Below are 24,125 nucleotides of genomic sequence, written 5' to 3'. Positions count from 1 at the left end.
ATTGGCTTCCAGAAGCATGATCGTCCGCTATCGGAAGAACGTCAGCTTTTCTCTCCCAGGTAGATGTCGCGCAGACTCGGGTTGCGGCTGAGGGAGGCGGCGTCACCGGACAAGACGATGCGCCCCTGTTTGAGCACATAGGCGCCGTCGGCAAGCTCAAGCGCGCGCTCTACGTCTTGCTCAATGACAAGCATCGTCAGACCGCTGTCCCGCAGGTTCGCAAGCGCCGCATAGAGCTGATCCATGACGACCGGCGCCAGCCCTAGACTGATCTCGTCGAAAATCACCAGCCGCGGCTTCGAGATCAGCGCACGCCCGATTGCCAGCATCTGCAACTGCCCGCCCGACAGCGCCGTGCCCATGCTGTTGCGCCGCTCCGCCAAAACCGGAAACAGCGTGTAGATCTCCTCGAGACGCTGTGCGGTCTGACGACGCGCATCGCCGCGAAGGGCGATCTTGAGGTTCTCCTCGACGGTCAGTTCCGGGAATATCCGGCGGCCTTCCATGCAATGGGCCAGCCCACGCGAAAACAGCTTGTCACCCGAAAGGCGCGTGACGTCTTCGCCGCCGAATTCGAGCTTTCCCGCCGAAGGGGCCAGTGACCCGGCAATGACATTGGCGAGCGTCGTCTTTCCCGCGCCGTTGCTGCCGAGAACCGCGACAACCTCACCTTCGCCGACGCGCATCGAAATATTGTCGAGCACACGAGCCTGGCCGTAGCCGGCGCTGACGCCTGAAAGCTGCAACAGCGTGGCGCGGTCGGGTTTGGCCTTACGCCGGGCAGACGTGAGGGTAGCGACACCGGCGGCTGCGGGATCGGTGCGATGGGCGGCGCCCAGATAGACCGCTGCAACATTATCGTCGTTCAGGATTTCCTGCGTCGGTCCTGCCGCAAGCTTCTTGCCGAAATTCAGCACGGCCAACTGCTTGCAGCATTCGCGCACGACGCGGATGACGTGCTCGATGATCAGGATCGAACGCGTTCCGTCGTTCAGCGCGTGAATGAGCGCGATCAGTTCGTCTATTTCGTGGTCAACCAGTCCCGCACCCACCTCATCAAGCAAGAGAAGCTTCGGATCGAGCATCAGCGCCCGCGCGACTTCGAGCCGCTTGCGGCGCAACAGCGGCAGGTTGCGCGCGGCGATGTTTCCGGCTCCGGCAAGGCCCGTCTGTTCCAGCACCTGGTTGGTCCGGGCCGCCGCCTCGCGTCGTGACATCAGCGGCGACTTCGAAAAGAGCGCAACCTGCAGGTTCTCGCGAACGCTCATGTCGAGAAACGGGCGCGGCAACTGATAGGTACGGCCGATGCCCAGACGAGCCCTTTCCGGCGCCGGGAGCTTCGAAATATCTTCGCCGTAATAGATGACTTCGCCTGCGCTCGGAGCGAGCGCACCACCAATCAGGCCGATCAGGGTCGACTTTCCGGCGCCGTTGGGACCGATCACGCCGCTGATCTCCCCCTTGGGAAAGGAAATGCTGAGGTCTTCGACCGCGACAAGTCCTCCGTAGCGTTTTGTCAGGCCCCGTGTTTCGATCGCCGGCACGTTTTTCTGCCCATCGCTCTTCATGGCTGAACCTCCCGTTCGCTCCCGCGCGTCTCGGATCTGCGCCTTTTCCAGTTGTCGATCACAAGGCCGCATACCCCGCGCGGGGCAAAGCGGACGACAAGGGCAAGCACGAGACCGGTAACAACGATGTGCGCTTCGGGATAATCGGCGAGCAGTTCGGCCAGAGTGATGACGAAAAAGGCTCCAACGAGGGCTCCGTAGCGCAGGCCAAGCCCGCCGATGACGACCATTGAAAGGATGTCAATGGACCACGGCAGACCGAACATGCCGTAGGGCTCGACGGCACCAAGCTTGTAGGCCTGAAGCCCGCCGCCCATGCCCATGAGCATGCTCGCCACGACGAAGGCCACGAGCTTCACCCGGTAAATGCGCACACCCAGCTGCGCGGCGGCATCCTCGTCATCGCGAACGGAGCGAAGAATGATCGATAGCCGCGTCCGCGTGTAGACCGTGATGAGGAACTGGCTCAGTGCGAGCAGGCCGAGCGCCCACCAAAACAGGGCTTCACGACTGGGAAAATCCGCATCGAGAAACAGACCTCGGGAACCGCCGAACCACGGAACATTGACCATGAAAAGCCTGAGCGCCTCTCCCAGGGCCAGCGTGCCGACCGTGAAATAGAGGCCGCGCATGCGAAACACCGCAGGCGACACCAGCACGGCGAACACACCACCGGCGAGCCCTGCCAGCAAGAGACCGACGATCGGCGGCACTCCGAAAGCATTGAGCGCGCTGGTGAACGCATAGGCACCGACGCCGACGAATGCGGCGCTTCCGAGCGAGACTAGCCCCCCATAGCCGGCAAGCAGGTTCCAGGCCTCCGCCAGGCAGATATAAAGCATGAGCCGGTACGCGATCTCGACTTCATAGTTGCCCAACAGGCCCGGCGTCATGAAAGCGGCGGCAAAGACGGCCACGATCAAGGCAGGCGCTACGCTGCCGGTCAGGGGATGAGCCATGCTGCGCCCGAGAGAATTCTCTTGCATCATTCTCAGGTCCTCCGACCGAAGAGGCCAGCGGGTCTAACCGCGAGCACAGCCAGAAAGAGCACGAGACCAACCAGATCACGGAAACCATCACCCAGGACCAGTGCGCCAATGCTCTGAATGACGCCAAGCACGATCCCTGCAACGAGCGTACCGAAGATGCTGCCCATGCCACCGAGCACCACGATGGCGAAGCTGGTGAGAAGGTAGGCGGCGCCGGTGGTCGGCGTGAAAGACAAGGCGATGCCCACCAGCACTCCGCCTGTCGCCGCACAGGCGGCGCCCAACCCGAAGGTCAAGGCGTGAACGCGACGAACATTGACGCCGACACTTGCGGCCGCCACCGGGTCGAGCGCGCTGGCCCGCAGGTCGCGCCCGAAGGCGCTTCGATTGACCAGCAGATAGACCGCGCCGATGATCCCGACGGAAATGACGAAACCCAAAACGTAGATCAACGGCACTGATATCGGCCCGATGGAGAAGGGCTGCGTCGAATAGCCCTGCCCGATCGAGCGTGTGTCGGCGCTGAAGCCGACAAGGAAGAGGTTTTGCAGGATGAGCGACACTGCGAATGTCGTCATCATCGGCGCTTCGGCGCCCTTGCCCGCCAGAGGCGCAAGCAGAAGCTGCTGCAGGGGCACGGCCACCACAACCATGATAGCGGCAATCAGCGGCAACGCGATCAACGGATCAAGGCCCGTCAACGAACCGATGACGAGGGCGCAATACGCCCCCGCCACCATAATCTCGCCATGCGCCAGATTGATCAGGCGCATGACACCAAGCACGATGGAAAGGCCGAGCGCGATCAGCGCCAGAATGCCGCCCCACAGGACACCAGAAAGCAGATTGCTGGCTATGATCTCAAAAGACATACCCTCGACACCTCCAATGGGCAGGATCAATTGCCGGCCGGGACCGGGAACAGGATCTTTGCCGACGCCTGCGCCTGCGGCCAGACGATCTGAACCTGGCCGTCCTGCCACTGCGATTGCGCGATCGGCAGCTTGGACGTGTGGCTTTCGTCGAACTTGACGGGTCCCACGACATAGGTCGCCTCCGTTTTGGCAATCTCGTCGTTAATCGCCTCGCTATCCGTGGAGCCGGCACGAGCGATCGCGTCGAGCATGATCTTGGCAACGGCGTAGGAGGCGGAAATGTGCTGGCTCCATGTCTGGCCCGTTTCCGTCTCGAAAGCTTTGGTCAGCTCGAAGGAGCCCGGATAAGGATAGGATGGGTTCCAGTAGGCACCGACCAGTGTGCCGTTCGCGAGCGGACCCAGCGCTTCGGAGAACTGCTGAGGTTCGCCACCGCGTTCCATCACAAGCACCTTGGGCGTATAGCCTGCGGCCGCCAGCTGCTTGCGGATGGCCACGGCCTGGGGGGTCGAGGACATGACCAGCATGATGTCGGCATTGGACGCCTTGGCATCGGCGATAACGGATGTGAACTGGGTTGAGTCCATCGGGAAGGCGGAATTCCGCACCACCTCGAACTGGAACTGCTTTGCCATGGCCGGCCAAGCGACGCCGCCCACCTGCTGGCCGTCGGGGCCGTTGTCATGCAGGATGGCCACCTTCTTGTTGGTGGCAAGCGCGAGGTCGTTGATCAGATGGAACGGCGATGCTGCGAGATCCGGCTCCCAAAAGAAGACATCCCAGCCATATCTCCACTTGCGGACCGCCTTGAAGGATTCCAGCGGCGCGGCTCCGGTGATGAACGGAATCCGGTTCCGTTCTGCCACCAGACCACCTGCTGCGACCAGCGGCGGTGTCGGCGATGCGAGGATCGCAACCGCATGGTCGCGGGAAATCAGCGTATCGGTGTTCGAGGCAACCACGTTGGGGTCGGATTTGTCGTCGCGGATTTCAAGGCGGACCTTCCTCTTGGCACCCTTGATTTCGATCCCCCCTGCGGCATTGACCTCGTCGACAGCATGGTTGTAGCCCCATTTCAGATAGGACCCAAAGCCCGCGAGGACGCCGCTGAGCGGCAGAGACGCCCCGATAACGATGTCATCGGCGGCGAATGATGGTCGGGCCACTCCGATTGAGAGAATGCCCGCCGCAGCCAACGTCAGCAAAGAGCGCCGGCTGATGTCATTGAAACCAATTTTCATAAGTTCCTCCCTGTTGCAGCGCCCTTGAGCCGGGCCTGCCGCGTATGGTTGTGCTTGCCCGTTCTCCCCTCCGGGCGGTCACGATATCGTGGCGGCATGATTTTGACGCTACGAATTCCTCAAAGTATTGAGCTCAACATCTCCCTGTATTCGGCCTGATCTGGACTGAACGGCGTCGTCATGTTGAAATGACTTTCGGCACAGAGCTGCGCCAACCGGTCCAGTGAACCGATCCGGTACCCGATTTCAGCGAGCGTCAGCGGCAGCCCCAGTCTGCGCATCAGTCCGCGCAGCGCATCGGCGATGTCGGACGGGTCAGGAATGTTCAGCGCCACGGCAAGCGCCCCCATCTTGGCGGGCTGCTTGACCAGCATGAAATCCATCATGGCCAGCAGGCCGAGAGCGCTCAGCCGCCCGTGATGCAGCCCCTGATCACCGCAGCTGATGGCGATCGCGTGAGCTGGACCGAGGCCCTTGGCGATCGCTATTCCTCCTTCGAAAGCGGCCAGCATCATGTGCCCGCGCGCGCGAAGATCGCTGCCGTCATTCGTCGCATTCTCGATAAAGCGCCAGGCTCTGGAAAGGCCATCCAGGGCAAGCACGTCGGCGAGAGGATTGTCGCCGATGGCAAGATACCCTTCCATGCAATGTGAAATGGCATCGAGGCCTGTCGCCGCTGTCAAGGACGCGGGCAGCGTTGCGGTCAGCTCCGGATCGCAAAGCGCCAGCCGCGGCACCACATGCCGCGACGTGATCCCCGAGGACAGGCTATGCGCATCGGGATGGATCCCTGCATCGGGCGAACTGTCGGACCCCGTACCGGCCGTCGTCGGAATGACAACGATGGGCATAGCCGACTTCACCTTGCCCGGACGCCCGAGATAGTCGCCTGGAACGCCTCCCTGAGCGGCGATCACGGCAAGCAGTTTCCCGGTATCGATCACCGACCCTCCGCCTAGAGCCACCACCGCATCGCAGGCCCCTGCCGCGAAGCGCTCCGCAGCGGCTTCGACACCGGCCGAGGTCGGATTTTCCGGGATGCCGGAAAACATTTCGCACGGACCCTGAATGAGAGCCGAGACCCTGTCCAGATGCCCCGCGCGCGCCAGGCCGGTATCGCTTAGCAGCAGCGGCCGGCGTATGCCGAGCGCCGAAAGCTCACCGGCAAGACCGGCGATGGCGCCGGCGCCCATGACGATGCGCGGGAATGACATGGCAAACTCCATGTCAATCGTCCTTCTTGAACAGCATGGCGATCACTTGCACCACGAGCCTGAACGAGAGGAGCTTGAAGCCGGCCCTCAGCTCGCTCGGCTTCAGCACAGCCTTCATGGGCATGGCGCCCATGATCTGCCCGCTGACAAGCAAGCCGTTGCCGTGGTTTTCCACGCCCATGATTTCAATCAGTTGGGAGCCATCCGGCCCTTGCATCTTCATCGCTTCACCCGCACAGCTTGTCGAAGTTGATCTTCATGTCCTGGCAAATCTTGATGGCCGTGGCGCGGCCCGCGCCGCTGACCGAGGACACATTGATGGCGGTGCCGGTCAGATAGAGACCTTCGACGCCGGGCACCTTGAGCTTGGCAAGTTCCGGTGTCGGGCGCTGGCCGCCGATCTGGTGCAGATATTCACCGACCCCCGAGACGTCGCCACGCTGGAACATCGGCGAGTGACGCGAGACTTCCAGCGGGCTGTCGAACCGTCGCCCGATGATGTTGTCGTCGGTCATGTTGGTAGTATAGTCGCGGAAGCGCTCCAGTAACCAATCGGCCATTTCCTTGTTGCGCCGGTCCCATTCGGAGGCGCCGCCGCCGCGCAGCTCATACGGCCCGAAGCCATAGACCGTAATGGCGCATTTGCCCTCCGGCACCTGGGTGGGGTCGAACTGGCACTGCATGTGCGAGGCCATGATCGTGTCGTTGGAGCCTTCCGCCCACATGTCGCCATAGCGATAATTGTCGAAGACGCGCAGAAAACGCTCCAGCGTCGACGGCGTGTAGTTCTGCAGGATCACCCGGCCGGCTTCTTCGCCTGCCTTGAACTTCGGGGTTTCGTTCAGCGCATAGTGCTGCGGCATGATCGAAAACGCGCCGTTCTGCACTCTCTTGGCACGTGCAACCATTCCCTGATCCAGCCCATCCACCATGTCGCCGAGGAGATGGGGATGAATCTGACCAATGATGCCGTCTCGAGCGCGGATGACTTCACCACCCTCCAGCCGGACGCCTACGGCCTTGCCGTTCTCAACCAAAACCTTCTCGACGTGAATTCGGTCGCGCAACTCCCCGCCGTAATCCTTCAAGCAGGCGATAAGCGCATCGACCAACGCACCAGATCCACCGACCGGAACACCGATCGGATGGCGGTGCACCATGCCTGGCATCGTGTAGATGACAAAGCCGGTGCCCATTTCCTCCGGCGCCGTCAGCGTCTCGGCGGCAAATTTCAGCAGGTGAATGATCAGCTTGTCGCTTTCGAAGAATTCGCGGCAGATGTCGAGCTTCGACATCTGCAACGCCCGCATCATCTCCTGACCTTCCAGGCTCTGGTCGAGCAGTGCATAGAACGGCCCCTGCGGCAGAGCCGGCACGAAAAGGCTCTGCGTCACCATCGGCAGGATTTTCATGCTCATTTCCGCGAAGCGCTTGTAGGCCTCGGCGTCCTTGCGGGAGAACTGAGCAATCGACTCGCAGGTTTTGTCGATGTCTTTGTAGGTGATGAGCGCCGTGCCGTCGTCGAACATCGTCGAGTAGACGCCGTCCGGATAGAGATATTTCAGTCCGTATTTGGATTGAAGTTTCAGCTCGTCATTGATGATGAGCGGGTTGGCCTGGATGTTCACATGCAGTGACGAGTGCAAGTCGAACTTGAACCCGGGCGCCAGAATTTCCTTGGTCACGACGCCGCCGCCGTACCAGTCGTTGCGTTCGAGCACCAGGATCTTCTTGCCCGCCTTGGCAAGATAGCTCGCTGCCGTCAATCCGTTATGACCTGAGCCGATCACGATGAAATCGTAAGTCGAAGCCAAGTTACTCTCCTCCTGCAATTTAGTCTCGATCAGATCGGGTAATGCTGATTGGGGTCTTCGACCGACACCCAATGAATTTCCGTGAATTCATGGATGCCCGCATGCCCGCCAAAGCGCCCGTAACCGGAGGCTTTCATGCCGCCGAGCGGCATCTGCGCCTCGTCGTAGACGGTCGGTCCATTGATGTGGCAGCAGCCGAATTCCAACCGGTCCGCAATCTCCAGGGCACGCTTCACGTCGCGGGAGAAAATCCCGGCCTTCAGGCCGTATTCGGTGTCATTGGCAACGCTGATCGCTTCTTCGATGTCGTTTACCCGCATCATGCAGGTGACGGGCCCGAAGGACTCCTCGTAGTAGATATTCATGTCTGGGGTGACACGATCCAGCAGGGTCGGCTGCATCACCGCACCATCCCTGCTGCCCCGCACAAGGGCCACCGCGCCTTTCGCAATCGCGTCTTCAATAAGTCCTTCAACCCGGCCCGCGGCATCCTTGTCGATCAGCCCGCCGAGCGGCGTATTGGACTTTTGGGGGTCGCCCGCGCTCAAGGTTCCGACCTTCGCCTTCATTTTTGCGGCGAACTCATCGGCGATTTTGGCGTCGAGCACGATCCGTTCGGTCGACATGCAGATCTGCCCCTGATGCATGTAGCCGCCAAAGGCTGCCGCGCGGACAGCGTTGTCGATGTCGGCGTCCTCCAGAACCAGCAGCGGCGCCTTGCCACCCAGCTCCAGCAGAACCGGCTTCAGGTACTTGGCTCCCAGTTGCGCGATGACCCGGCCGGTTGCGGTGGATCCGGTGAAGTTGACCCGGCGGACCTCATCGCATGCGATCATCGCCTCAACGACCTCGGCAGCATCTTCCCGGGTATGGGTGACATAGTTCATCACGCCCGCAGGCAGTCCGGCGTCGATCATGACCTTCGTCAGCAGGAACTGCGTGGCGGGGCTGCGCTCTGACCCCTTCAACACGACCGTATTTCCGCAAGCGAGTGCGGTGCCGAATGCGCGGACCGCCAGAATGACGGGCGCATTCCACGGCACGATCGACAACACGACGCCAACCGGACGCCGGAAAGCGAACGCATAGGCCCCCGGCTTGTCGGCCGGAATGATCTCGCCCTTGATATGGGTAGTGATCGAAGCGGCCTCGCGCAGCATCCCGGCCGCCAGGCGGATGTTGAAGCGCACCCAGGGCATGGATGCCCCCGTCTCGTTCATCATCGCGTCGACGAACTGGTCGGCGCGCTCCTCAAGCAGAGCAGACGCCTTCAGGAGAATGTCGCGCCGCGTGTTCGGCCCTGTCTTCGACCAGGATGGAAATGCGGCGGCGGCAGACTTGACAGCCGCGATGCAGTCTTGCGGCGTCGCTGCGGCGAAAACCGTCGCTGCGATATCCGTGACGGGGTTCAATCTGACCGACGTCGCGTTGCCGCTCGCAGCAACGGAGCGGTTGTCAATGTATAGCGCGCTTTGCACTCGAAACTCCTCCTCCCGTCCGTTCCTTCCAGATCGACAAGGCTCCTCAACCGACCGCGACCCAAGAACTGACAATGTTGTCATTTATGCATTTTCTGACGATATCGTCAATAATCGTTTGAGACCAACTTCAGGGGCCATGCCGAGTGCCCTTCGATGATGCGCAGAGCGGCTCATAGCCCCGGACTCTCGACCCGTTCCCCGATAGGACTGCCTGAGATGCTCAACGCCGGCCTGCTGCAGCACTCCCCCGGCTCAATAGAGAACCGAGGGCAGCCACAGGGCCAGTTGCGGGAACAGGAAGAGCAGCAGGATCAGCGCGAACGGCGCCACGAGGAACGGCAGGATGCCGCGATACATCTGGCCGATCCTGACGTCGGGCAATTGCGCCTGTATCACGAACAGGTTCATGCCGACGGGCGGATGGATGAGCCCGAGTTCCACGACAATGACCACGATGATGGCGAACCAGACGGGGTTGTAGCCGTAGCCCGTGACCACCGGCAGGAAGACCGGCACAGTTATCAGTACCATGCCGATGCCCTCCAAAAAGCAGCCAAGCAGGATGTAGACTGCGATAATGGTCACCATGATGCCCCATGGCGCGAAGCCGGCAGCATGCGCGGCGCTGAGCAGAACGTCCGGCAACTGGGTCTGGACAACAAAATTGGAAAACAGGTTTGCGGCTATGACGATCATGAACAAGGCGCAGCTCGTGATCACGCTGGTCCTGAAGCATCGTACGAGTTGCGCCATCGTCAGTCTGCGTCCGAGGAAGCCGAGCACGATGGCGCCAAAAGCGCCGATCGCGGCTGCCTCGTTGGGGCTGAATATTCCGGCATAGATGCCGCCGATCGTCACAATGAAGAGAACGATGAACTGCCACGGTTCCCTTAGGGCCTTCAGCCTGTCCAGAAAGCTGGCGGCCGGATCGGCCGGTGCCTTTTCCGGGTTGCGATTTGCAATCCAGATGGCGATCAGTATGTAGAGGACGAGCAGCACGATGCCGGGAATGAAGGCGGCGGCGAACAGGTTCTGCACTGACTGTTCGGCGATCGCGCCGTAGATGACCAGGATGATCGACGGCGGTATGAGGATGCCGAGGCTACCGCCGGCTGCCACCGATGAGGCCGCGAAGCCGTCTTCATAGTTTGCCTTGCGCATTTCGGGGATGGCGATCCGCGTCATCGTGGCTGCCGTGGCAATCGACGAACCGCAAACCGCGCCGAAAGCACCGGACGCACCGATGGCAGCAATCGCCAACCCGCCGCGCACGCCCGACAGGATGACGCGCGCCGCCTGGAAGAGTTCGCTGGAAAGCCGCGAGCCCGAGGCGACGTCCCCCATGAGAATGAAGAGCGGGACCACCGACAGGCCGTAATTGCTGGCGGAATCAAAGGTGTTAGCACCCGTGACCGACAGCGCCACACCGAGGCTGTTGAGAATGATGTTGCCGAGGACACCGGTGACGAGCAGCCCGATCCAGATCGAGACCCGCAGGAAGAGCAGCAGGAAAAGCAGGCCGATGAGGCAGAAACCGAGAAACGTGGCGGTCATTCGAATTTCGTCCCTTCGTCCCGTGCTGCATCCTTAGAATTGCCTGCGATCACGTCGAGCAGGACCTTGAGAGCGGCAAGAATGGTTGCTCCGATGCCTAGGAAGGCCGGGATCCAGAGGATCCAGACAGGCATGTTGAGTTCGAGTTTCACGTCGCCGTAGCGATAGGCTTGCTGTGCAGGCCCCCACATCGCCCACTCGACGAAGCACAGCATGACGAGCCCGAGCAGGCTCGAGGCGCCGATGAGAACCCGTCTGAGACCATGCGGCATGATCGCGTCGATCAGGTCGATCACAATGTCATGGCGCCCCGCCACGACGGCAGGCAGTCCGAAGAAGATGGTGACGGGGAGCAGCGTCTCGACGAGATCATAGGCGCCCCGGATCGGGTGATTGAACAGATAGCGCGAGGTCACGTCACAAACGACCACGAGCATCATCGCCGCAAGCGCCAGCATCGAAAGCTTGAAAAGCAGCTCGAAAAGCGCCTCGAGCATAGTCGAAATCCTAGAAGCCATCTGATCCTCCGTTTCCCCTCGCCCGAGCGGCGAGATGTACCTGTCCGTGACGGCACGACACTATGATCCCTTGGGGGTGAAGCGGTTGGCCCGAGGCATCCCGCATGCCGGGCCACACATCAGAAGTTGACGTTGTCGCCCCCCTTGAGGGCGAGGATCTCGCGCGCCTCCTCAGGCGATGCCACGGTGCACCCAAGGTCCTCGACGATGCGCCGGATCTTGGCGACCTGCTGGGCATTGCTGGTGGCGAGCTTGCCGCGCTCGATGAAGAGGCTGTCCTCGAGCCCGACACGAACGTTGCCGCCCATCTGACTGGCGGTCGAGGCAAGCGACATCTGGGCGCCGCCGGCACCGAGCACCGACCAGCGGTAATCTTTGCCGAACAGCCGGTCGGCCGTGCGCTTCATGAAAATGAGGTTGTCGACCTCGGGACCGATGCCGCCGAGAATGCCGAAGATGAACTGGATGAAGATCGGCGCCTTGAACAAACCGATATCCATGCAGAATTTCAGATTGTAGAGATGGCCGACATCGTAGCACTCGTGCTCAAACTTGGTGCCGTGGGGCGCCAACTGTGTCGCCGCATTGCCAATGTCGGCGAACGTGTTACGGAAGATGTAGGTGTCGGAATTGGCGATATAGTCCTTTTCCCAGTCGAACTTGAACGCCTCGTAGCGCTGGGCGAGCGGATGGAACGAGAAGTTCATTGAGCCCATGTTCATCGAGCACATTTCTGGCGAGAAGGCGAGAGCGGGCGCAATGCGCTCTTCGATCGTGTTCTTCAGGCTGCCTCCGGTCGAGATGTTGATCACCGCGTTCGTCGCCTGCTTGATACGGGGGAGAAAGGCGGAGAAATCCTTTGGGTCGATCGACACACCGCCGTCGGTCGGCCGTCGCGCGTGCAAATGCAGGATCGAGGCGCCGGCTTCCGCCGCATCAATGGCCTGACGCGCAATATCATCAGGCGTGTAGGGCAGCGCATCCGACATGGTCGGCGTGTGGATCGCGCCGGTGATAGCGCAGGTGATGATGGTCTTTTGCTTGGCCATATCAGGCTCCTTGAAAGCTCGTCCGCGATTGAGACCTCTCAGAACGAGGCGTCTCCAGTGATCTGCCGGTAAAGAACCGGCAACAGGTCTGCGAGGTAGCCCATCTCCTCGGTCGCGTGCTGATGGAGCCCGTGGCAGAAGTCGTCGGTCAATGCCGCATGCCGGATACCGGCCCGCATATCCTCGGGAAGGGTTTGACCGGGGTCCTGACTGTGGATGTCACCGAACCAGAAGCGCGTACGCATCTCACAGCCGAAATCCGTGTTCCGCACGAAGTGGCACATGTGGCCCATATTCACGGGCTTCTCCAGCGATCCCGCCCTCGCACACACGGCAACGCCGTCCACCGCGTCGTAACCTGCATGGTCGAAAATCTCGTGCGGATCGCGGAAATGGATCCTCAGCTTGTGGATCGGACTGGAATCGCCCAGCCGTTCATGCACCAGATGCTTGGCGCCATAGTAATTGCCGCCATTGCCCCGGTCCTCCCAGTCGGAAAAGACGTGGTCGCGCGGATGCCACAATTTGTACTGATCCGTCCCGCCGAGCCAGCCGAACCACCAGTGAACCATCTTGGCGCGGCAATGCGGCATGCGGGTCAGCGCAGCGATCGTGACATAGCCGTCATCGTAGCGCTGAATGCCGCTTTCGAGTTTCAGATAACCGGGTTTAAGAAGGTCGTCTCTCTCTTCAAAGCGCATGATGCCTCACTCCCTCAACATGCTTTTGTGGCGATAAATGATGCTGGGAGAAGGGGCGGTGCCGCGTTGCGATGCATGCGCCAAGACCGCCGCCGTCTCAGGCAACGGCGTCTGCGGAATCCGAGATGTGTAAGTCACTGGCATGCTCATCTCGTCTCTCCTCCGAGCGAGTTGTGCGGGGCGGTTCGCCGCCCTCATTCCGGCAGAATGGTCTCCAGTTTTTGCAGATGCGTCGACACACGGCTGCGCACGGCGGACGCTTCCTCCGGCGTCCAGTCGTAGAAGCCACGGCCGGATTTCATGCCGATCCGCCCCTCGCGCACCATCTCCTCCAAGAGTGGCGAGGGTCCCTGCCTTGCCTCAAGATCGGCAAGAACCTGGCTGTGAATGTCGAGGGTCAGGTCAAGCCCGACCAGGTCGGCATTCTCCAGCGGCCCGAGCACCGAAAGCCGCCTCCCGAAACAATTCTTGATGACAGTGTCGACAGAGGCGGCATCGCAAATACCGCGCTCGACGAGACTGATCGCCTCGCGCCACAAGGCATGCTGGAGCCGGTTTCCGATAAAGCCCGGCACATCCTTGGCGACGAGGACCGGCGTCTTGCCCGCCTCCAACAACAGCGCCATCGCGGTTTCGGCGACAGCATCCTCGGTCCACTCCGTCCGCACGACTTCGACCAGAGGAATGAGATGGGGCGGGTTCCACCAATGGGTGCCGATCGCCCTACCCTTGTTCTGCAGCTTCGACATGATCTGCGTGATCGGCATGACCGAGGTGTTCGATGCAAGGATCGCATCGCTCGGCGCATGCGCCTCGATCTCGGCAAAGATCGCCTGCTTCAGCTCCATTTTTTCCGGAGCCGCCTCGAAGACGGTCGACGTCGCCTGAACGGTGCCCGCAAGCGTGTCGCGAACCTCGACACGGTCGAGGACGGCTGAAACGCCCTCCGGGGCCTCGCCCATGATGGTGAGGCTCTCAGAAATTCGTGCCTTCACGCCGTCGCGCGCGGCCTGAACCGGGTCGTGGATGGCGACCCGGTACCCCGCTTTGGCGAAGGTCAGCGCGATGCCGTGTCCCATGAGGCCGGCACCGATGACACCGATCCATTGGTTGCTCATCGCTCAGCCCGCCGTATAGCCGCCGTCGGCATAGAGAATATGGCCGGTGTAGAAGTCCGATGCTCGCGAGGCGAGAAAGAGCAAGGGACCGGCCAAATCTTCCGGTTCGCCGAGCCGCCCCTTGGGGACGCGGGCGAGGAAGCCGTTGCGCACGGCTGTCGCTTGCTCGGTCTCCTCATACATCCAGGCAGTCAGCGGTGAACGGAACACAGTCGGAGCGATAGCATTGACCGTGATGCCGGTCGGGCCAAGCTCGCAGCCGAGCGCCTTGGTGATTCCGTCTACCGCAGCCTTGGAAGCACAATAGGCGGTATAGCCCGCCGGATGACCGAGAAGACCGCGCGCCGAACTGACAAGCACGATCTTGCCGCCCATGCCTTGGACCTTCATCTGACGGGTGGCGGCGCGCGAAAGCAGCCAGCTCTGGGTGACGTTGGCGTCCATCACCGATTGAAAGGCAGTCAGGTCCATCTCGTCGATCTTGGCAACCTTGTTCATGCCCGAGGCGACCACGAGAATATCGATCGCGCCAAACGCCTTGACCGTTTCGGCCACGAGCGCGTCGGCAGCCTTTTCGCTGTTAGGCCGCGCATTCACCTCATGCACCTCAGCGCCTGAGGCGCGGCATTCGCCGGCGATTTCAGACAGCGGGGCGAGATTACCGGCAGCCAGAACCAGCTTGCAGCCGGCCCCCGCAAGCGTACGGGCGGCGACCATGCCGAAGGCACCGGAGGCGCCAGTGATCAGAGCGGCCTTGCCCTTGACGTCAAACATGGAAAGCGGATTGGAAAGCGACATCACTTCGTCTCCTTCGGAAAGGGAATCACGACGAGCATCGCGCAAACATGGTTGGAGCGGTTCTCGATCTTGCGAACCTCGTGGGCCGGAATGGTGCAGCTGTCATACTGACGCAGGACCGTTTCCTTGCCGTCGACAATCACCGTCATCTCGCCCGACAGGATCACGTAAATCTTTTCGACCGGCGAACTGTCCGGTCCGGCGCCGCCGCCCGGCAGGAACTGGCTGAGACCGACCCACTGGTTGGTCGGGCCGCCCTCCTCGAACCCCTGCAGACGCAGACCCACCACGCCCCAGTGATTGGGCGCCTCATAGGACTTGGCGTCCTCAAATCGCTTCACATGCATCACGCACCTCCCTATGCCTGATCTTGTTCGCAAAAGCCGGTCGCGAACACGCACGCCGCGAGGTGCGGCGTGCGCGGGTTCGTCAGAACGCCGTGCCGGCTTCGATCCTGTAGTTCTGCCCCTTGTCGATCATGGCGACGAGGCGGATGATGCAGCCGTCACCGCGATCCCAGTTCCAGGGGAAGAAGGCAAAGGTGACGCGCTTGCCGGTCACTGCGTCGAGGTCGCCCCCGACATTCTCGATGCCGAGAATGCCCGCCTTGAACAGCTTGCGATGAACCGGCTCCCATTCGGGAAAGTCGTCCTTCCAGTCGCGACCACCGGACCACTCGTAATATTCCTGCTTCAGGTCGACGTGGTTGATGATCGGACCGATGCCATGCGGACCGATCGCGGTCGCCAGCGGATGGTCGTTGGCCTGGGTGTCGTGACCGACAACCTTGACCTTCTTCTCGATGAACCAGTCGGCAGCGGACGGCACGAAACCGGGCGCGCGCAGGAAGTAGTCCTCGCTGTCATCGTAGATGTGGTGGTAGCCCGTATTGACGATGATCACGTCGCCGGGGCGCACAGCCTTTCCGGCCGCCTTTTCCAGATCGTCATAGGTGATCTGCTCCCACTGCTTCTTCGGGATCGAGACAACCAGGCCGGAGCCGAAGAAATGCGGCAGCGGCACTTCGTCGATGAACGGTGTCCCCTGAACAACGTGCGCCGGTGCATCAATGTGGGTCGTATTGTGCATCGAGGTGGTGATGCGCTGTGACAGCACGCCCGACTTCGCCATGTAATGAATGCGCTCGATCTTCACATCTTCGAAATATGGCCAGTTGGGTGACTGATAGCCGAAACGATGGCTGAGGTTGTAAAACTCAAGCCCCATCGAGTTGTCCGTATTGCCCTCGAATTCAATCCCACGGATCTTGACCATTTTTCATCCTCCCGAACGCGCGTCACCAGTAGAAGCGAACGCTGCCTGTTTCTGATGCCGAACTCTCGCGCCATCAACTCTATACCGCATCATGATGCATTTGCATCGCATACCGGTCAAGATGTTTCTTTATATGGTACTATTGTATCGTATTGCGGTTTACGTTCCTATGGCTTTTCTGCGCCGGTCGTGTAAGAAGGCGGTAAGCGACACACGGTGAAACTGATGGCAGAGCACATGAAGGAAGACGCGGCACTGACGCGCGGCGGCATACAGGTGATTTCCAGGGCAGCGGCGGTTTTGCGCGCGCTGCGCGAGGACCCCAACGGTCTGTCGCTTGGTCAGATCGCCGAACGCGTCGGTCTGCCCAGGTCGACAGTCCAGCGTATCGTTGCGGCCCTGCAGGACGAGCGGCTGGTCTTCGCCGCCGGTAGTTCAGGGATCAGGCTCGGTCCAGAAGTGACGGCGCTGGCAGAAGCGGTGAAGTTCAACGTCGTCGACATCTGTCGCCCTTATCTCGTCGAACTGGTCAAACTGACGGATGAGACTGCGGACCTTTCGGTGCTGCGCGGGCAATCGATGATTTTCCTCGATCAGGTCTCGGGGATGCAGCGCCTCCGCGCAATTTCGGCAGTCGGCGACGTGTTTCCGCTGACCGATACGGCCAACGGCCGTGCCGTGCTGGCCGCCTTGCCTATAGAAACCGCGCAAGGTCTTGTTCAGGCCGAGTGGGATCAGCGCGGCAGCACTCATTCGTGGCCCGCCTTCGACCAATTGCTCCAGCGTGTCCGCGAGGAAGGTGTCGCCTATGATCTCGACGAGCACTCGCCGGGCATATCGGCGGCCGGCGTCGCGTTCGGCGACTGGCGCGGCGCGCTTCACGCGATTTCCGTGCCAATTCCCACGTCGCGCTTCGACCAGCAGCGAGAGGTCGTCACTGCCGCGCTTCTGAAGATCAAGGCACAGCTGGCGGCAACCTTCGGCGCCTAGGCCGAGAGCCGACTGTTCAAAGAACCTGATCCCTCCCGACACTGCGCCCGAACGAGCGTCGACGGGCCCGCATAACCTTCATCGCAAGACGTTGGTTACCTGCGGCCCGTCACGAGGCGTTTGCGTGGCCGCTTGCCTTCTCGATTAGCGACATTGACCGCAATACAGTACAGATGTACTGTATCATGGAAGCGTATGGGAGATGCGCTCCAAGAGGAGGAACTCATGAATTTCATCGCGCGCGGCGCTTTTGCAGCCGTATTGACCGTCTCTGCTCCGGCTATCGCCGACACGCTGAAGATATCCACCTACCTTCCGCCAAATCATGCCCTCAACGTCGAACTGGACGCGTGGGGCAAGGAATTGGCGGAGAAATCGATGGGCGAACTGACGGTGCAGATCTATCCGGCCGGACAGCTTGGGCCGGTCAACCGTCAATATGAAATGGTCCGCGAAGGCGTTGTGGACGTGTCCGTCGTGCTTCACAGCGCGACACCGGGCCGCTTTCCCTTGACCGAACTGGCGGGGCTGCCGCTCTCCTATCCGAGCGGGGGCGAGTCTAGCGAGGTGACCTCGCGCCGTCTGACCGAACTGGCGGACACCTATCTGAAGGACGAGCACGAGGGAACGAAAATCCTCTGGATGGCAGTGACGCCGCCGCTAAAATTCCACTTCACCAAGGTGGATCCAACGAGCCTCGCTGCCTTCAAGGGTCTGCGCATCCGCTATGCCGGCAAAGTCTTCCAAAACATCATCGAGAAACTCGACGCTTCGCCGCTTCCCGTCTCGCCAGGTGAAACGAGCGATGCCTTATCCAAGGGCATCATCGATGCCGCAACCTTCCCGTTCGAGGCAACGCAGTCTTTCGGTCTTGGGCCGACGCTCAAATATTCGCTGTCGAACGGCATTGCGTCGGCAACCTTTGCCGTCGTGATGAACCAGCAGCGCTTCGACGCGCTCTCCCCCAAGCTTCAGAAGCTGATCGCCGACACAACCGGTCCCGACCGTGCAACCCACTTCGGTCATTCATGGAACGAGCATGAGACAGCGGGCAAGACATATCTGGAAAGCAACGGCGTGAAGATCGTTGCCCTTCCCGAAACCGAGGCCTCCAAGATGAAGGACCTGATGAAGCCCTTGATCAACGACGCCATTTCGGCGGTCGCCGCGAAGGGCAAACCGGCCCAGGCCTTCTACGACGCCTATGTGAAGTAGTATCCATCAACGGAGCAGGTGCGGCCGGTGAATGCCGGTCTCATCCGCACCGGCGTCCGACAGGATGCACGAGGTGCGGCCGATGATGGAGGGCGCAATTGCAGGGCGCTCGACAACAGGTCCTTCGGACCGGCGACCCATCTCCCGACGCGCCATTGCCCCAAATCCCCAATTTCCACCGAACACGACCTGCCCATAGTCACGAAGAGGAGAGAGCCATGTCGGCATCAGCACGCCTGAACGGAGTCTCGGACAGCGAACTCGAACGGCGATGGCGCGCGCTTCGCGGCGAGATGGCCAAGCACGGACTCGACGCGATCGTCGCCACCGGCAGCAATGACTGGCTCGGCGGGCATGTACGCTGGCTGACGGATTTCCCGGCGACCAATGGCTACTTCCGTAGCGTCATATTCTTTGCAGACCGGCCGATGTCGGTTGTCGAGATGGGCGCCTTCGGCGGCGCACGCGATTTTGCCGGACAGGATGGCATCCATCGCGGCGTCGGAATCCAGACAACCACCCCTGCGTTCTCAAGTATCGCCCAGACAAATACGCTGGACGGCGAACTCGTGTCAAAGCAGCTGACGGGTTGCCGGCGCGTCGGCCTCGTCACGCCCGGCGCCATGCCATCCGACCTTGTCGCAGCCATCCGCGGCGTCGACGGGATCGAAATTGCCAATGCGACCGAGATTGTCGATCGGCTGAAGGCGGTCAAGAGCCCCGAGGAAATCGCGCTCTATAGGCAGACGTGCAGGCTGCAGGACGCAGTCTTCGCGCATGTCCTGTCAATCATCAAGCCGGGCATGCGCGACGTCGATGTCGCAACCGCCGCAATGGCCAAGGCACAAGCGCTGGGCAGCGACCAAGGCATCGTGCTGTGCGGCTCCGCGCCCATCGGAACGGCGGCGCGCTTCAATCCGCGTCAAATGCAGGGCCGCATCATTGAACCGGGCGACCACTACACGATTCTCATCGAAGTCAACGGACCGGGCGGCGCCTATGGCGAGATTGCTCGGACGATCGTGCTTGGCAAAGCGACGAACAAGCTCAAGGAGCAGTTCGCCGCAATGGTGGAGGCACAAGACTACACGCTGAGCCTGATGAAGCCGGGCGCGCATCCGGCCGAAATTCTGGCCGCCCACAATGACTGGATGTCGGCCCGCGGCCTGCCGCCCGAAATGCGCCTCTACGCCCACAGTCAGGGCAGCGACATGGTGGAGCGCCCGTTGATCCGGCAGGACGAAACCATGCCGCTCATGGAGAACATGACGTTCGCCGTCCACCCCGGTTACGACGACGGCAGCGTCTTCGCCGTCATCTGCGACAACTACACGATCGGACCAGATGGCCCGCTGGCGTGCGAACATAAAACCGAAAAGTGCATCTTTGAAATCAACTGACAGCAATGGAGTGAGACAATGATCGAGAAGATTGCTCTTGAAGAGCATTTCATTGCGCCGGGCATGGAAGAGTATTTCGCCAAGACCGCAATCAACATCAGTCCCGCGATGTTTGGCAAGGCCAGGGAAGCGCTTGCAGATTTCGGCGAACGGCGGCTTTCCGCCATGGACTCGATCGGCATTTCCAAGGCCATTCTGTCGCTGTCGGGGCCCGGCGTGCAGGCTGAGACTGTCACCGACATAGCGGTACGCAAGGCTGCCGAATGCAATGATTTCCTGGCTCGCCACATGGCCGACAGCAAAGGTCGCTATGGCGGCTTCGCGCATCTCGCCGTTCAGGACCCGAAGGCCGCGGCCGACGAACTGGAGCGCTGCGTGCGCGACCTCGGCATGGCCGGCGCCATGATCAACGGACAGACCAACGGCGCCTATCTGGATGACGACCGCTTCTCCGTCCTGTGGGAACGCGCGGCAGATCTCGGCGCACCCATCTACATCCATCCCTACAACCCGCCCGACCTCCCCTACATGTATCTGAACCATCCAGAGCTCTTCGGCCCGGTATGGGGCTGGACGGTGGAGACGGGCAATCATGCGCTGCGCCTGGTCTTCGGCGGTGTGTTCGACCGGTTCCCGAAGGCGAAGCTCGTCCTGGGGCACATGGGCGAGACGCTTCCCTACCAGCTCTGGCGCTTCGACAGCCGCTGGGAAATCTCGAACCGCGGCAACAAGACGCTCGAGTTGAAGCCGTCGGACTATTTTAAGCGCAACATCTGGGTCACGACCGCCGGGGTCTGCTCGAGCGAACCGCTGCGCTGCGCATTGGATGCGCTTGGGCGCGACCGGGTCATGTTCTCGGTCGACTATCCGTTCGAAAAGCCGGCCGAAGCGGGCGAGTGGATCGAGAACGCCCCCTTGATCGGCGAAGAGCGCCGCGCGGTCTGCTCCGAAAACGCGATGCAGCTCCTCGCCGGTGTCAAGAACTGACCTTCATCATCCGAGAGCTATTGGGAGGACCATGATAAACTGGACGAGGACTGCCACCGTGGTCGGCGCACGCCGAAGATCAAGAAAAAGCTCAGGAAGATCGGCCATAGACTCACGCGCGACACCATTGGACAGGCCATGGCGCTCTACAAGCCGCTTCATGCCGCGATCTGCCGGCCGGGGTAGCCAAGCTCGGCAATCAGGTCTACGGGCCTGACGAACGTAACCGGCTGGACGTCTACCTGCCGGAAGGCGCCGACGACACGGCATTCGGCGACGATCTGGCGGGCTATGTCCACTTGCTTTCGCTCCGCGCGGGACAAGCCAAACAGGTCGTTATTCCCGCCACGCGCCGGTCGCAAGTGGAACCGGCGCGGACGCGGCCACGCAGCACAGTCGTTCAGCTGACGATGCGGCGAATGTCTACTTTGCCGTCCCGCCCGCCGCGCCCCATACGCAAACACACCTGACGTCAGGTCCCCAGATTTCGCCCATTGTAATTTGACAGCATTGTCAATAAATGGGTTCTGATCCGTGGGATGAAGGGGGTGGACGGACTCCTGAGGCTCTTTGGCAACGAGAATGACCCGTTGCGGGCGACGGCCAGCGTGACCGGAGCGGGAGATGGATGCGAGACATGAAACACAAAGGAAAGCTACTGCAGGACGCTGCCGGCGAGCAGGGCAAACGGATGCGGACACGTGCCCTTCTCATGGATTGTGCGATCATGGAGTTCGGAACCAGGGGTATCGGCAAGACATCGATCGACGATATCGCCACCACGGCCAAGGTTTCCCACGGGACGTTCTACTACCACTTCTCCAACAAGGAGGAAATCGTCGAAGCTGTCGGCCGCGCGGTCGCCGCAGGGCTGGCGGAACTGGTTGATCGCCAGATACGCGGGATCGCCTCCGGTCCGGAGCGCGTCGCGATGGCAACGCAGGTGTTTATCCGTGGTGCCGCGGCGATTCCGGAGTGGGGCTGGCTGATCGCGCGGGCAATCGGTGACATGGGCACCTTCTACGAGGTAATTTCACGCGGCATCCGCAAGGATGTGCTCATCGGTCTTCAGGCTCACGAGTTCAACGTCGAACCATCGCGTCTGCTTTTCTCCAGCCTGCTGGCCGTTGTCGGAACGGCCGTTCATCTTCGCCTTGAAAGGCCCGAAAAGCCAAATATCGAGCGCGACGCGACCATCTTGTTGCTGCGCATGCTGGGCCTGCAGCAAAAGGAGGTCGAACACCTGCCGGACTACGTCATCGAGCGATACGGGGACCTCGGCGTGTCGCAAGCCACCATCGAAACTGATATGAAAGCGATTATGCCCGTCCTCCTCGACGAGATCGTTCAGGGCACAGAGGGTGAGCAGACTGTCGCCTGAGACAGACATCCTTTTGGGGACCGCCAGCATGTCGGGCTCAAATGCTCCGGCAGCTTCGGTGCAGGGCCGCTGCGCGATATGCAAACTGCAGACGTCGAGATCCTGACGGTTACAACACCAGACAAACAGGACCGCCGCCGACGCGGCAAGAATGACGATTTCGACGCAGAAAGCACGGCCCACGCGGCCTTTGCGAGACGGCATGTTGATTTCCAATGAGAACTGACCCGGCGTTTCCACCAGGATTTGACCCGCCTTTTAGGTAGGTTTCGGGTCTGTGGTTTCGGTCAAGTTCTTAGCTTTCTCCTTCTTCGTTTTGGGTTCCTGCGCCGGGCTGTTGTTGAAGCGGAAGCTATCGTTTCCGGTTTCAAGGATGTGGCAACGCTGGGTAAGCCGGACGAGCAGCGCGGTGGTCATCTTGGCGTCACCAAAGACACTGACCCATTCGCTGAAACTTAGGCTCAGGATCTCATTGGATCCACCATTCGACGATTGTTGCGATGGTGATTGCGGCCATGAAGACATCGGCTCTTCGGTCATATCGGGAGGCGATGCGCCGCCAGTCTTTCAGCCGCCCGAACATGTTTTCGATCTTATGGCGCTGTTTATATTGGGTTTTGCAAAATTCAGAAACCTGTCCGGCTGTCAGACACATCGCGATGGTCCGGCCAATGTGACGGGAAAATGCCCCCTTTTACCAGGCTCGACGCGGTGCGATGGGCTTTGAGGTGTGCCGCATCGATCATCATCGTATCCGGTGGCCCGTCATTAGATGCCAAGCAGCTGAAAACCCTGTCAAACACACCAAGTCCGGCCCACCGCCGGAAGCGGTTGTAGAGCGTCGTGAGGACTCCACTCGGCGCATCCTTCCACTGAAGGCCATGCTTGAGCACATAAATGATGCTTGAAATCACCCGCCGGTCATCGACACGCGGAACAGCGACAAAGCGGAAACGACAATGTCGGGAATGGAACAATCCGGGTGCAATCCAAAGGCCACCATCTTCCATTAAGTTACTGAAAAAAACAAGAGATACCAATCTGGCATCATCGTTGCTTAGCGGTTTTCCCGTGTTTCGCATGCACGTTTCAACCGATATGTAGCCAAGGTACATAGCGATGAGCTCCAGAACGACGGCCCTTAAACCTGTCCTTTCGATGACAAACCAGACCGGATTGCGCGTCGGCGAAGACCGTTTCCGCTTGCTGGAAGCCATCGGCCGGCTCGGATCGATCTCGGCCGCAGCGAAAGAGGCGGGTCTCAGCTACAAGGCCGCCTGGGATGCGGCCAACGCTCTCAACAACCTGTTTGCCCGCCCCCTGATCGTGACGCGGCCCGGCGGACGCCACGGTGGCGGAGCGGAGGTGACGGCGGCCGGACGCCGTGCCTTGCGCACCCACCGCCGCCTGACGGAAAGCCTCGGCGAACTTCTGGCCGGACTGGACCTGTCCCTGGCGGACGGACAAGACGACCCGGACCTGCCCGGCCCCTCTCTCTGGAGCTTTCTCATGAAAACAAGCGCGCGCAACTGCTTTCACGGCGTGGTTTCCGCAATCACCGCCGGCTCGGTCAATACCGAGGTATCCTTAAGGATTTCAGAGACCACGACAATCACAGCCGTCCTGACCAATCAGAGCGTGGCGGCGCTGGACCTGCGGCAGGGACGGCCCGCTTTTGCCCTGATCAAGGCCAGCACACCGCTCCTGACCCGGGATATGGAGGGCATGCGTCTGTCGGCCCGAAACCAGATCCACGGCACCGTGCTCTCTATCGATAAAGGCGCCGTCAATACGGAAGCCGTTCTCGACATCGGCGGCGGCAAGACGCTCGCGGCCATCATCACCAACAACAGCGCCTGGGCCCTGGCACTGGAACCCGGAATGCGTTGCTGCGCGCTGATCAAGGCGTCGCAGATCATCCTCGGCGTCGAATAACGCCCCCTTCCCCCCAAAAACA

General features: G+C 60.9%; 23 protein-coding genes and 3 pseudogenes. 7 read left to right on the top strand and 19 right to left on the bottom strand.

Annotated features, from left to right (window positions below; genetic code table 11):
* Positions 1 to 41: 41 nt before the first annotated feature.
* The 16 genes from IG616_RS17775 to IG616_RS17700 all read right to left on the bottom strand — a co-directional run bounded on the left by IG616_RS17775 (position 42) and on the right by IG616_RS17700 (position 16,195).
* On the bottom strand, positions 42 to 1,568 hold the full coding sequence (locus IG616_RS17775; protein WP_192149517.1) for an ATP-binding cassette domain-containing protein: 1,527 nt from the start codon (positions 1,566 to 1,568) through the stop codon (positions 42 to 44).
* Positions 1,565 to 2,557: a branched-chain amino acid ABC transporter permease gene (locus tag IG616_RS17770; protein ID WP_192149516.1), complete on the bottom strand. Its 993-nt coding sequence runs from the start codon at positions 2,555 to 2,557 to the stop codon at positions 1,565 to 1,567. Before IG616_RS17770 ends, IG616_RS17775 begins: the two co-directional genes overlap by 4 nt.
* 2 nt (positions 2,558 to 2,559) lie before the next feature.
* The gene (locus IG616_RS17765; protein ID WP_192149515.1) at positions 2,560 to 3,429 is read right to left on the bottom strand and encodes a branched-chain amino acid ABC transporter permease; all 870 of its coding nucleotides are present in this window, start codon (positions 3,427 to 3,429) and stop codon (positions 2,560 to 2,562) included.
* 26 nt (positions 3,430 to 3,455) lie between these two features.
* Positions 3,456 to 4,673, bottom strand: a complete 1,218-nt coding sequence (locus tag IG616_RS17760) for an amino acid ABC transporter substrate-binding protein (protein WP_192149514.1) — start codon at positions 4,671 to 4,673, stop codon at positions 3,456 to 3,458.
* Between the two features lie 119 nt (positions 4,674 to 4,792).
* Positions 4,793 to 5,887: an iron-containing alcohol dehydrogenase gene (locus tag IG616_RS17755; protein ID WP_192149513.1), complete on the bottom strand. Its 1,095-nt coding sequence runs from the start codon at positions 5,885 to 5,887 to the stop codon at positions 4,793 to 4,795.
* A 13-nt stretch (positions 5,888 to 5,900) separates the two neighbouring features.
* The gene (locus tag IG616_RS17750) at positions 5,901 to 6,110 is read right to left on the bottom strand and encodes a hypothetical protein (protein ID WP_192149512.1); all 210 of its coding nucleotides are present in this window, start codon (positions 6,108 to 6,110) and stop codon (positions 5,901 to 5,903) included.
* A 4-nt stretch (positions 6,111 to 6,114) separates the two neighbouring features.
* Positions 6,115 to 7,701, bottom strand: coding sequence for a phytoene desaturase family protein (locus tag IG616_RS17745; protein WP_192149511.1), 1,587 nt, complete (start codon positions 7,699 to 7,701; stop codon positions 6,115 to 6,117).
* A 29-nt stretch (positions 7,702 to 7,730) separates the two neighbouring features.
* Complete coding sequence (locus IG616_RS17740) at positions 7,731 to 9,179, bottom strand: aldehyde dehydrogenase (protein ID WP_343072390.1); 1,449 nt, start codon at positions 9,177 to 9,179, stop codon at positions 7,731 to 7,733.
* A gap of 255 nt (positions 9,180 to 9,434) precedes the next feature.
* A complete protein-coding gene (locus IG616_RS17735) occupies positions 9,435 to 10,736 on the bottom strand; it encodes a TRAP transporter large permease (RefSeq protein WP_192149509.1) in 1,302 nt (433 codons plus the stop codon).
* Positions 10,733 to 11,254 carry a TRAP transporter small permease gene (locus IG616_RS17730; protein WP_192149508.1) on the bottom strand — a complete coding sequence of 174 codons (522 nt, stop codon included), beginning with the start codon at positions 11,252 to 11,254 and terminating at the stop codon, positions 10,733 to 10,735. The genes IG616_RS17735 and IG616_RS17730 overlap by 4 nt, the downstream gene beginning before the upstream one ends.
* Positions 11,255 to 11,373: 119 nt before the next feature.
* Positions 11,374 to 12,303 carry a 3,5-dioxohexanoate:acetyl-CoA acetone transferase gene (gene kce, locus IG616_RS17725; RefSeq protein WP_192149507.1) on the bottom strand — a complete coding sequence of 310 codons (930 nt, stop codon included), beginning with the start codon at positions 12,301 to 12,303 and terminating at the stop codon, positions 11,374 to 11,376.
* A 38-nt stretch (positions 12,304 to 12,341) separates the two neighbouring features.
* Entirely contained in the window at positions 12,342 to 13,004 is a 663-nt protein-coding gene (locus tag IG616_RS17720) for a DAPG hydrolase family protein (RefSeq protein WP_192149506.1), read from the bottom strand.
* Between the two features lie 194 nt (positions 13,005 to 13,198).
* Positions 13,199 to 14,122, bottom strand: a complete 924-nt coding sequence (locus IG616_RS17715; RefSeq protein WP_192149505.1) for a 3-hydroxyacyl-CoA dehydrogenase family protein — start codon at positions 14,120 to 14,122, stop codon at positions 13,199 to 13,201.
* Positions 14,123 to 14,125: 3 nt separating this feature from the next.
* Entirely contained in the window at positions 14,126 to 14,920 is a 795-nt protein-coding gene (locus IG616_RS17710; protein WP_192149504.1) for an SDR family NAD(P)-dependent oxidoreductase, read from the bottom strand.
* Positions 14,920 to 15,267, bottom strand: a complete 348-nt coding sequence (locus IG616_RS17705; RefSeq protein ID WP_192149503.1) for a cupin domain-containing protein — start codon at positions 15,265 to 15,267, stop codon at positions 14,920 to 14,922. Before IG616_RS17705 ends, IG616_RS17710 begins: the two co-directional genes overlap by 1 nt.
* A gap of 82 nt (positions 15,268 to 15,349) precedes the next feature.
* The gene (locus IG616_RS17700; protein WP_209007716.1) at positions 15,350 to 16,195 is read right to left on the bottom strand and encodes a cyclase family protein; all 846 of its coding nucleotides are present in this window, start codon (positions 16,193 to 16,195) and stop codon (positions 15,350 to 15,352) included.
* 225 nt (positions 16,196 to 16,420) lie between these two features.
* Between IG616_RS17700 and IG616_RS17695 the strand changes: the two genes are divergently transcribed.
* Both IG616_RS17695 and IG616_RS17690 read left to right on the top strand, forming a co-directional pair.
* Entirely contained in the window at positions 16,421 to 17,185 is a 765-nt protein-coding gene (locus tag IG616_RS17695) for an IclR family transcriptional regulator (RefSeq protein ID WP_246476288.1), read from the top strand.
* Positions 17,186 to 17,410: 225 nt separating this feature from the next.
* Entirely contained in the window at positions 17,411 to 18,400 is a 990-nt protein-coding gene (locus tag IG616_RS17690; RefSeq protein ID WP_192149502.1) for a TRAP transporter substrate-binding protein, read from the top strand.
* A gap of 6 nt (positions 18,401 to 18,406) precedes the next feature.
* On the opposite strand, the gene IG616_RS17685 is transcribed toward IG616_RS17690, so the two are convergent.
* On the bottom strand, positions 18,407 to 18,556 hold the full coding sequence (locus IG616_RS17685) for a hypothetical protein (RefSeq protein ID WP_192149501.1): 150 nt from the start codon (positions 18,554 to 18,556) through the stop codon (positions 18,407 to 18,409).
* Positions 18,557 to 18,618: 62 nt separating this feature from the next.
* Between IG616_RS17685 and IG616_RS17680 the strand changes: the two genes are divergently transcribed.
* The 4 genes and pseudogenes from IG616_RS17680 to IG616_RS23445 form a co-directional block, all read left to right on the top strand.
* Entirely contained in the window at positions 18,619 to 19,800 is a 1,182-nt protein-coding gene (locus tag IG616_RS17680; RefSeq protein WP_192149500.1) for an aminopeptidase P family protein, read from the top strand.
* Positions 19,801 to 19,818: 18 nt separating this feature from the next.
* Positions 19,819 to 20,787: an amidohydrolase family protein gene (locus IG616_RS17675; RefSeq protein WP_192149499.1), complete on the top strand. Its 969-nt coding sequence runs from the start codon at positions 19,819 to 19,821 to the stop codon at positions 20,785 to 20,787.
* Positions 20,788 to 21,424: 637 nt separating this feature from the next.
* On the top strand, positions 21,425 to 22,168 hold the full coding sequence (locus tag IG616_RS17670; protein ID WP_192149498.1) for a TetR/AcrR family transcriptional regulator: 744 nt from the start codon (positions 21,425 to 21,427) through the stop codon (positions 22,166 to 22,168).
* A 12-nt stretch (positions 22,169 to 22,180) separates the two neighbouring features.
* Positions 22,181 to 22,363, top strand: a pseudogene (locus tag IG616_RS23445) (IS110 family transposase); the annotation flags it as partial.
* Positions 22,364 to 22,426: 63 nt separating this feature from the next.
* On the opposite strand, the pseudogene IG616_RS17665 reads toward IG616_RS23445, so the two are convergent.
* A pseudogene (locus IG616_RS17665) lies at positions 22,427 to 22,630 on the bottom strand (ATP-binding protein); the annotation flags it as partial.
* A gap of 7 nt (positions 22,631 to 22,637) precedes the next feature.
* A pseudogene (locus IG616_RS17655) lies at positions 22,638 to 23,178 on the bottom strand (transposase).
* 109 nt (positions 23,179 to 23,287) lie between these two features.
* Between IG616_RS17655 and IG616_RS17650 the strand changes: the two are divergent.
* Positions 23,288 to 24,103: a TOBE domain-containing protein gene (locus IG616_RS17650; protein WP_209007714.1), complete on the top strand. Its 816-nt coding sequence runs from the start codon at positions 23,288 to 23,290 to the stop codon at positions 24,101 to 24,103.
* Positions 24,104 to 24,125 lie beyond the last annotated feature (22 nt).

The sequence above is a fragment of the Roseibium litorale genome (genome assembly GCF_014842915.1).
GTDB classification, from domain to species: domain Bacteria; phylum Pseudomonadota; class Alphaproteobacteria; order Rhizobiales; family Stappiaceae; genus Roseibium; species Roseibium litorale.
This window is presented reverse-complemented; position numbering and strand designations above follow the sequence as displayed.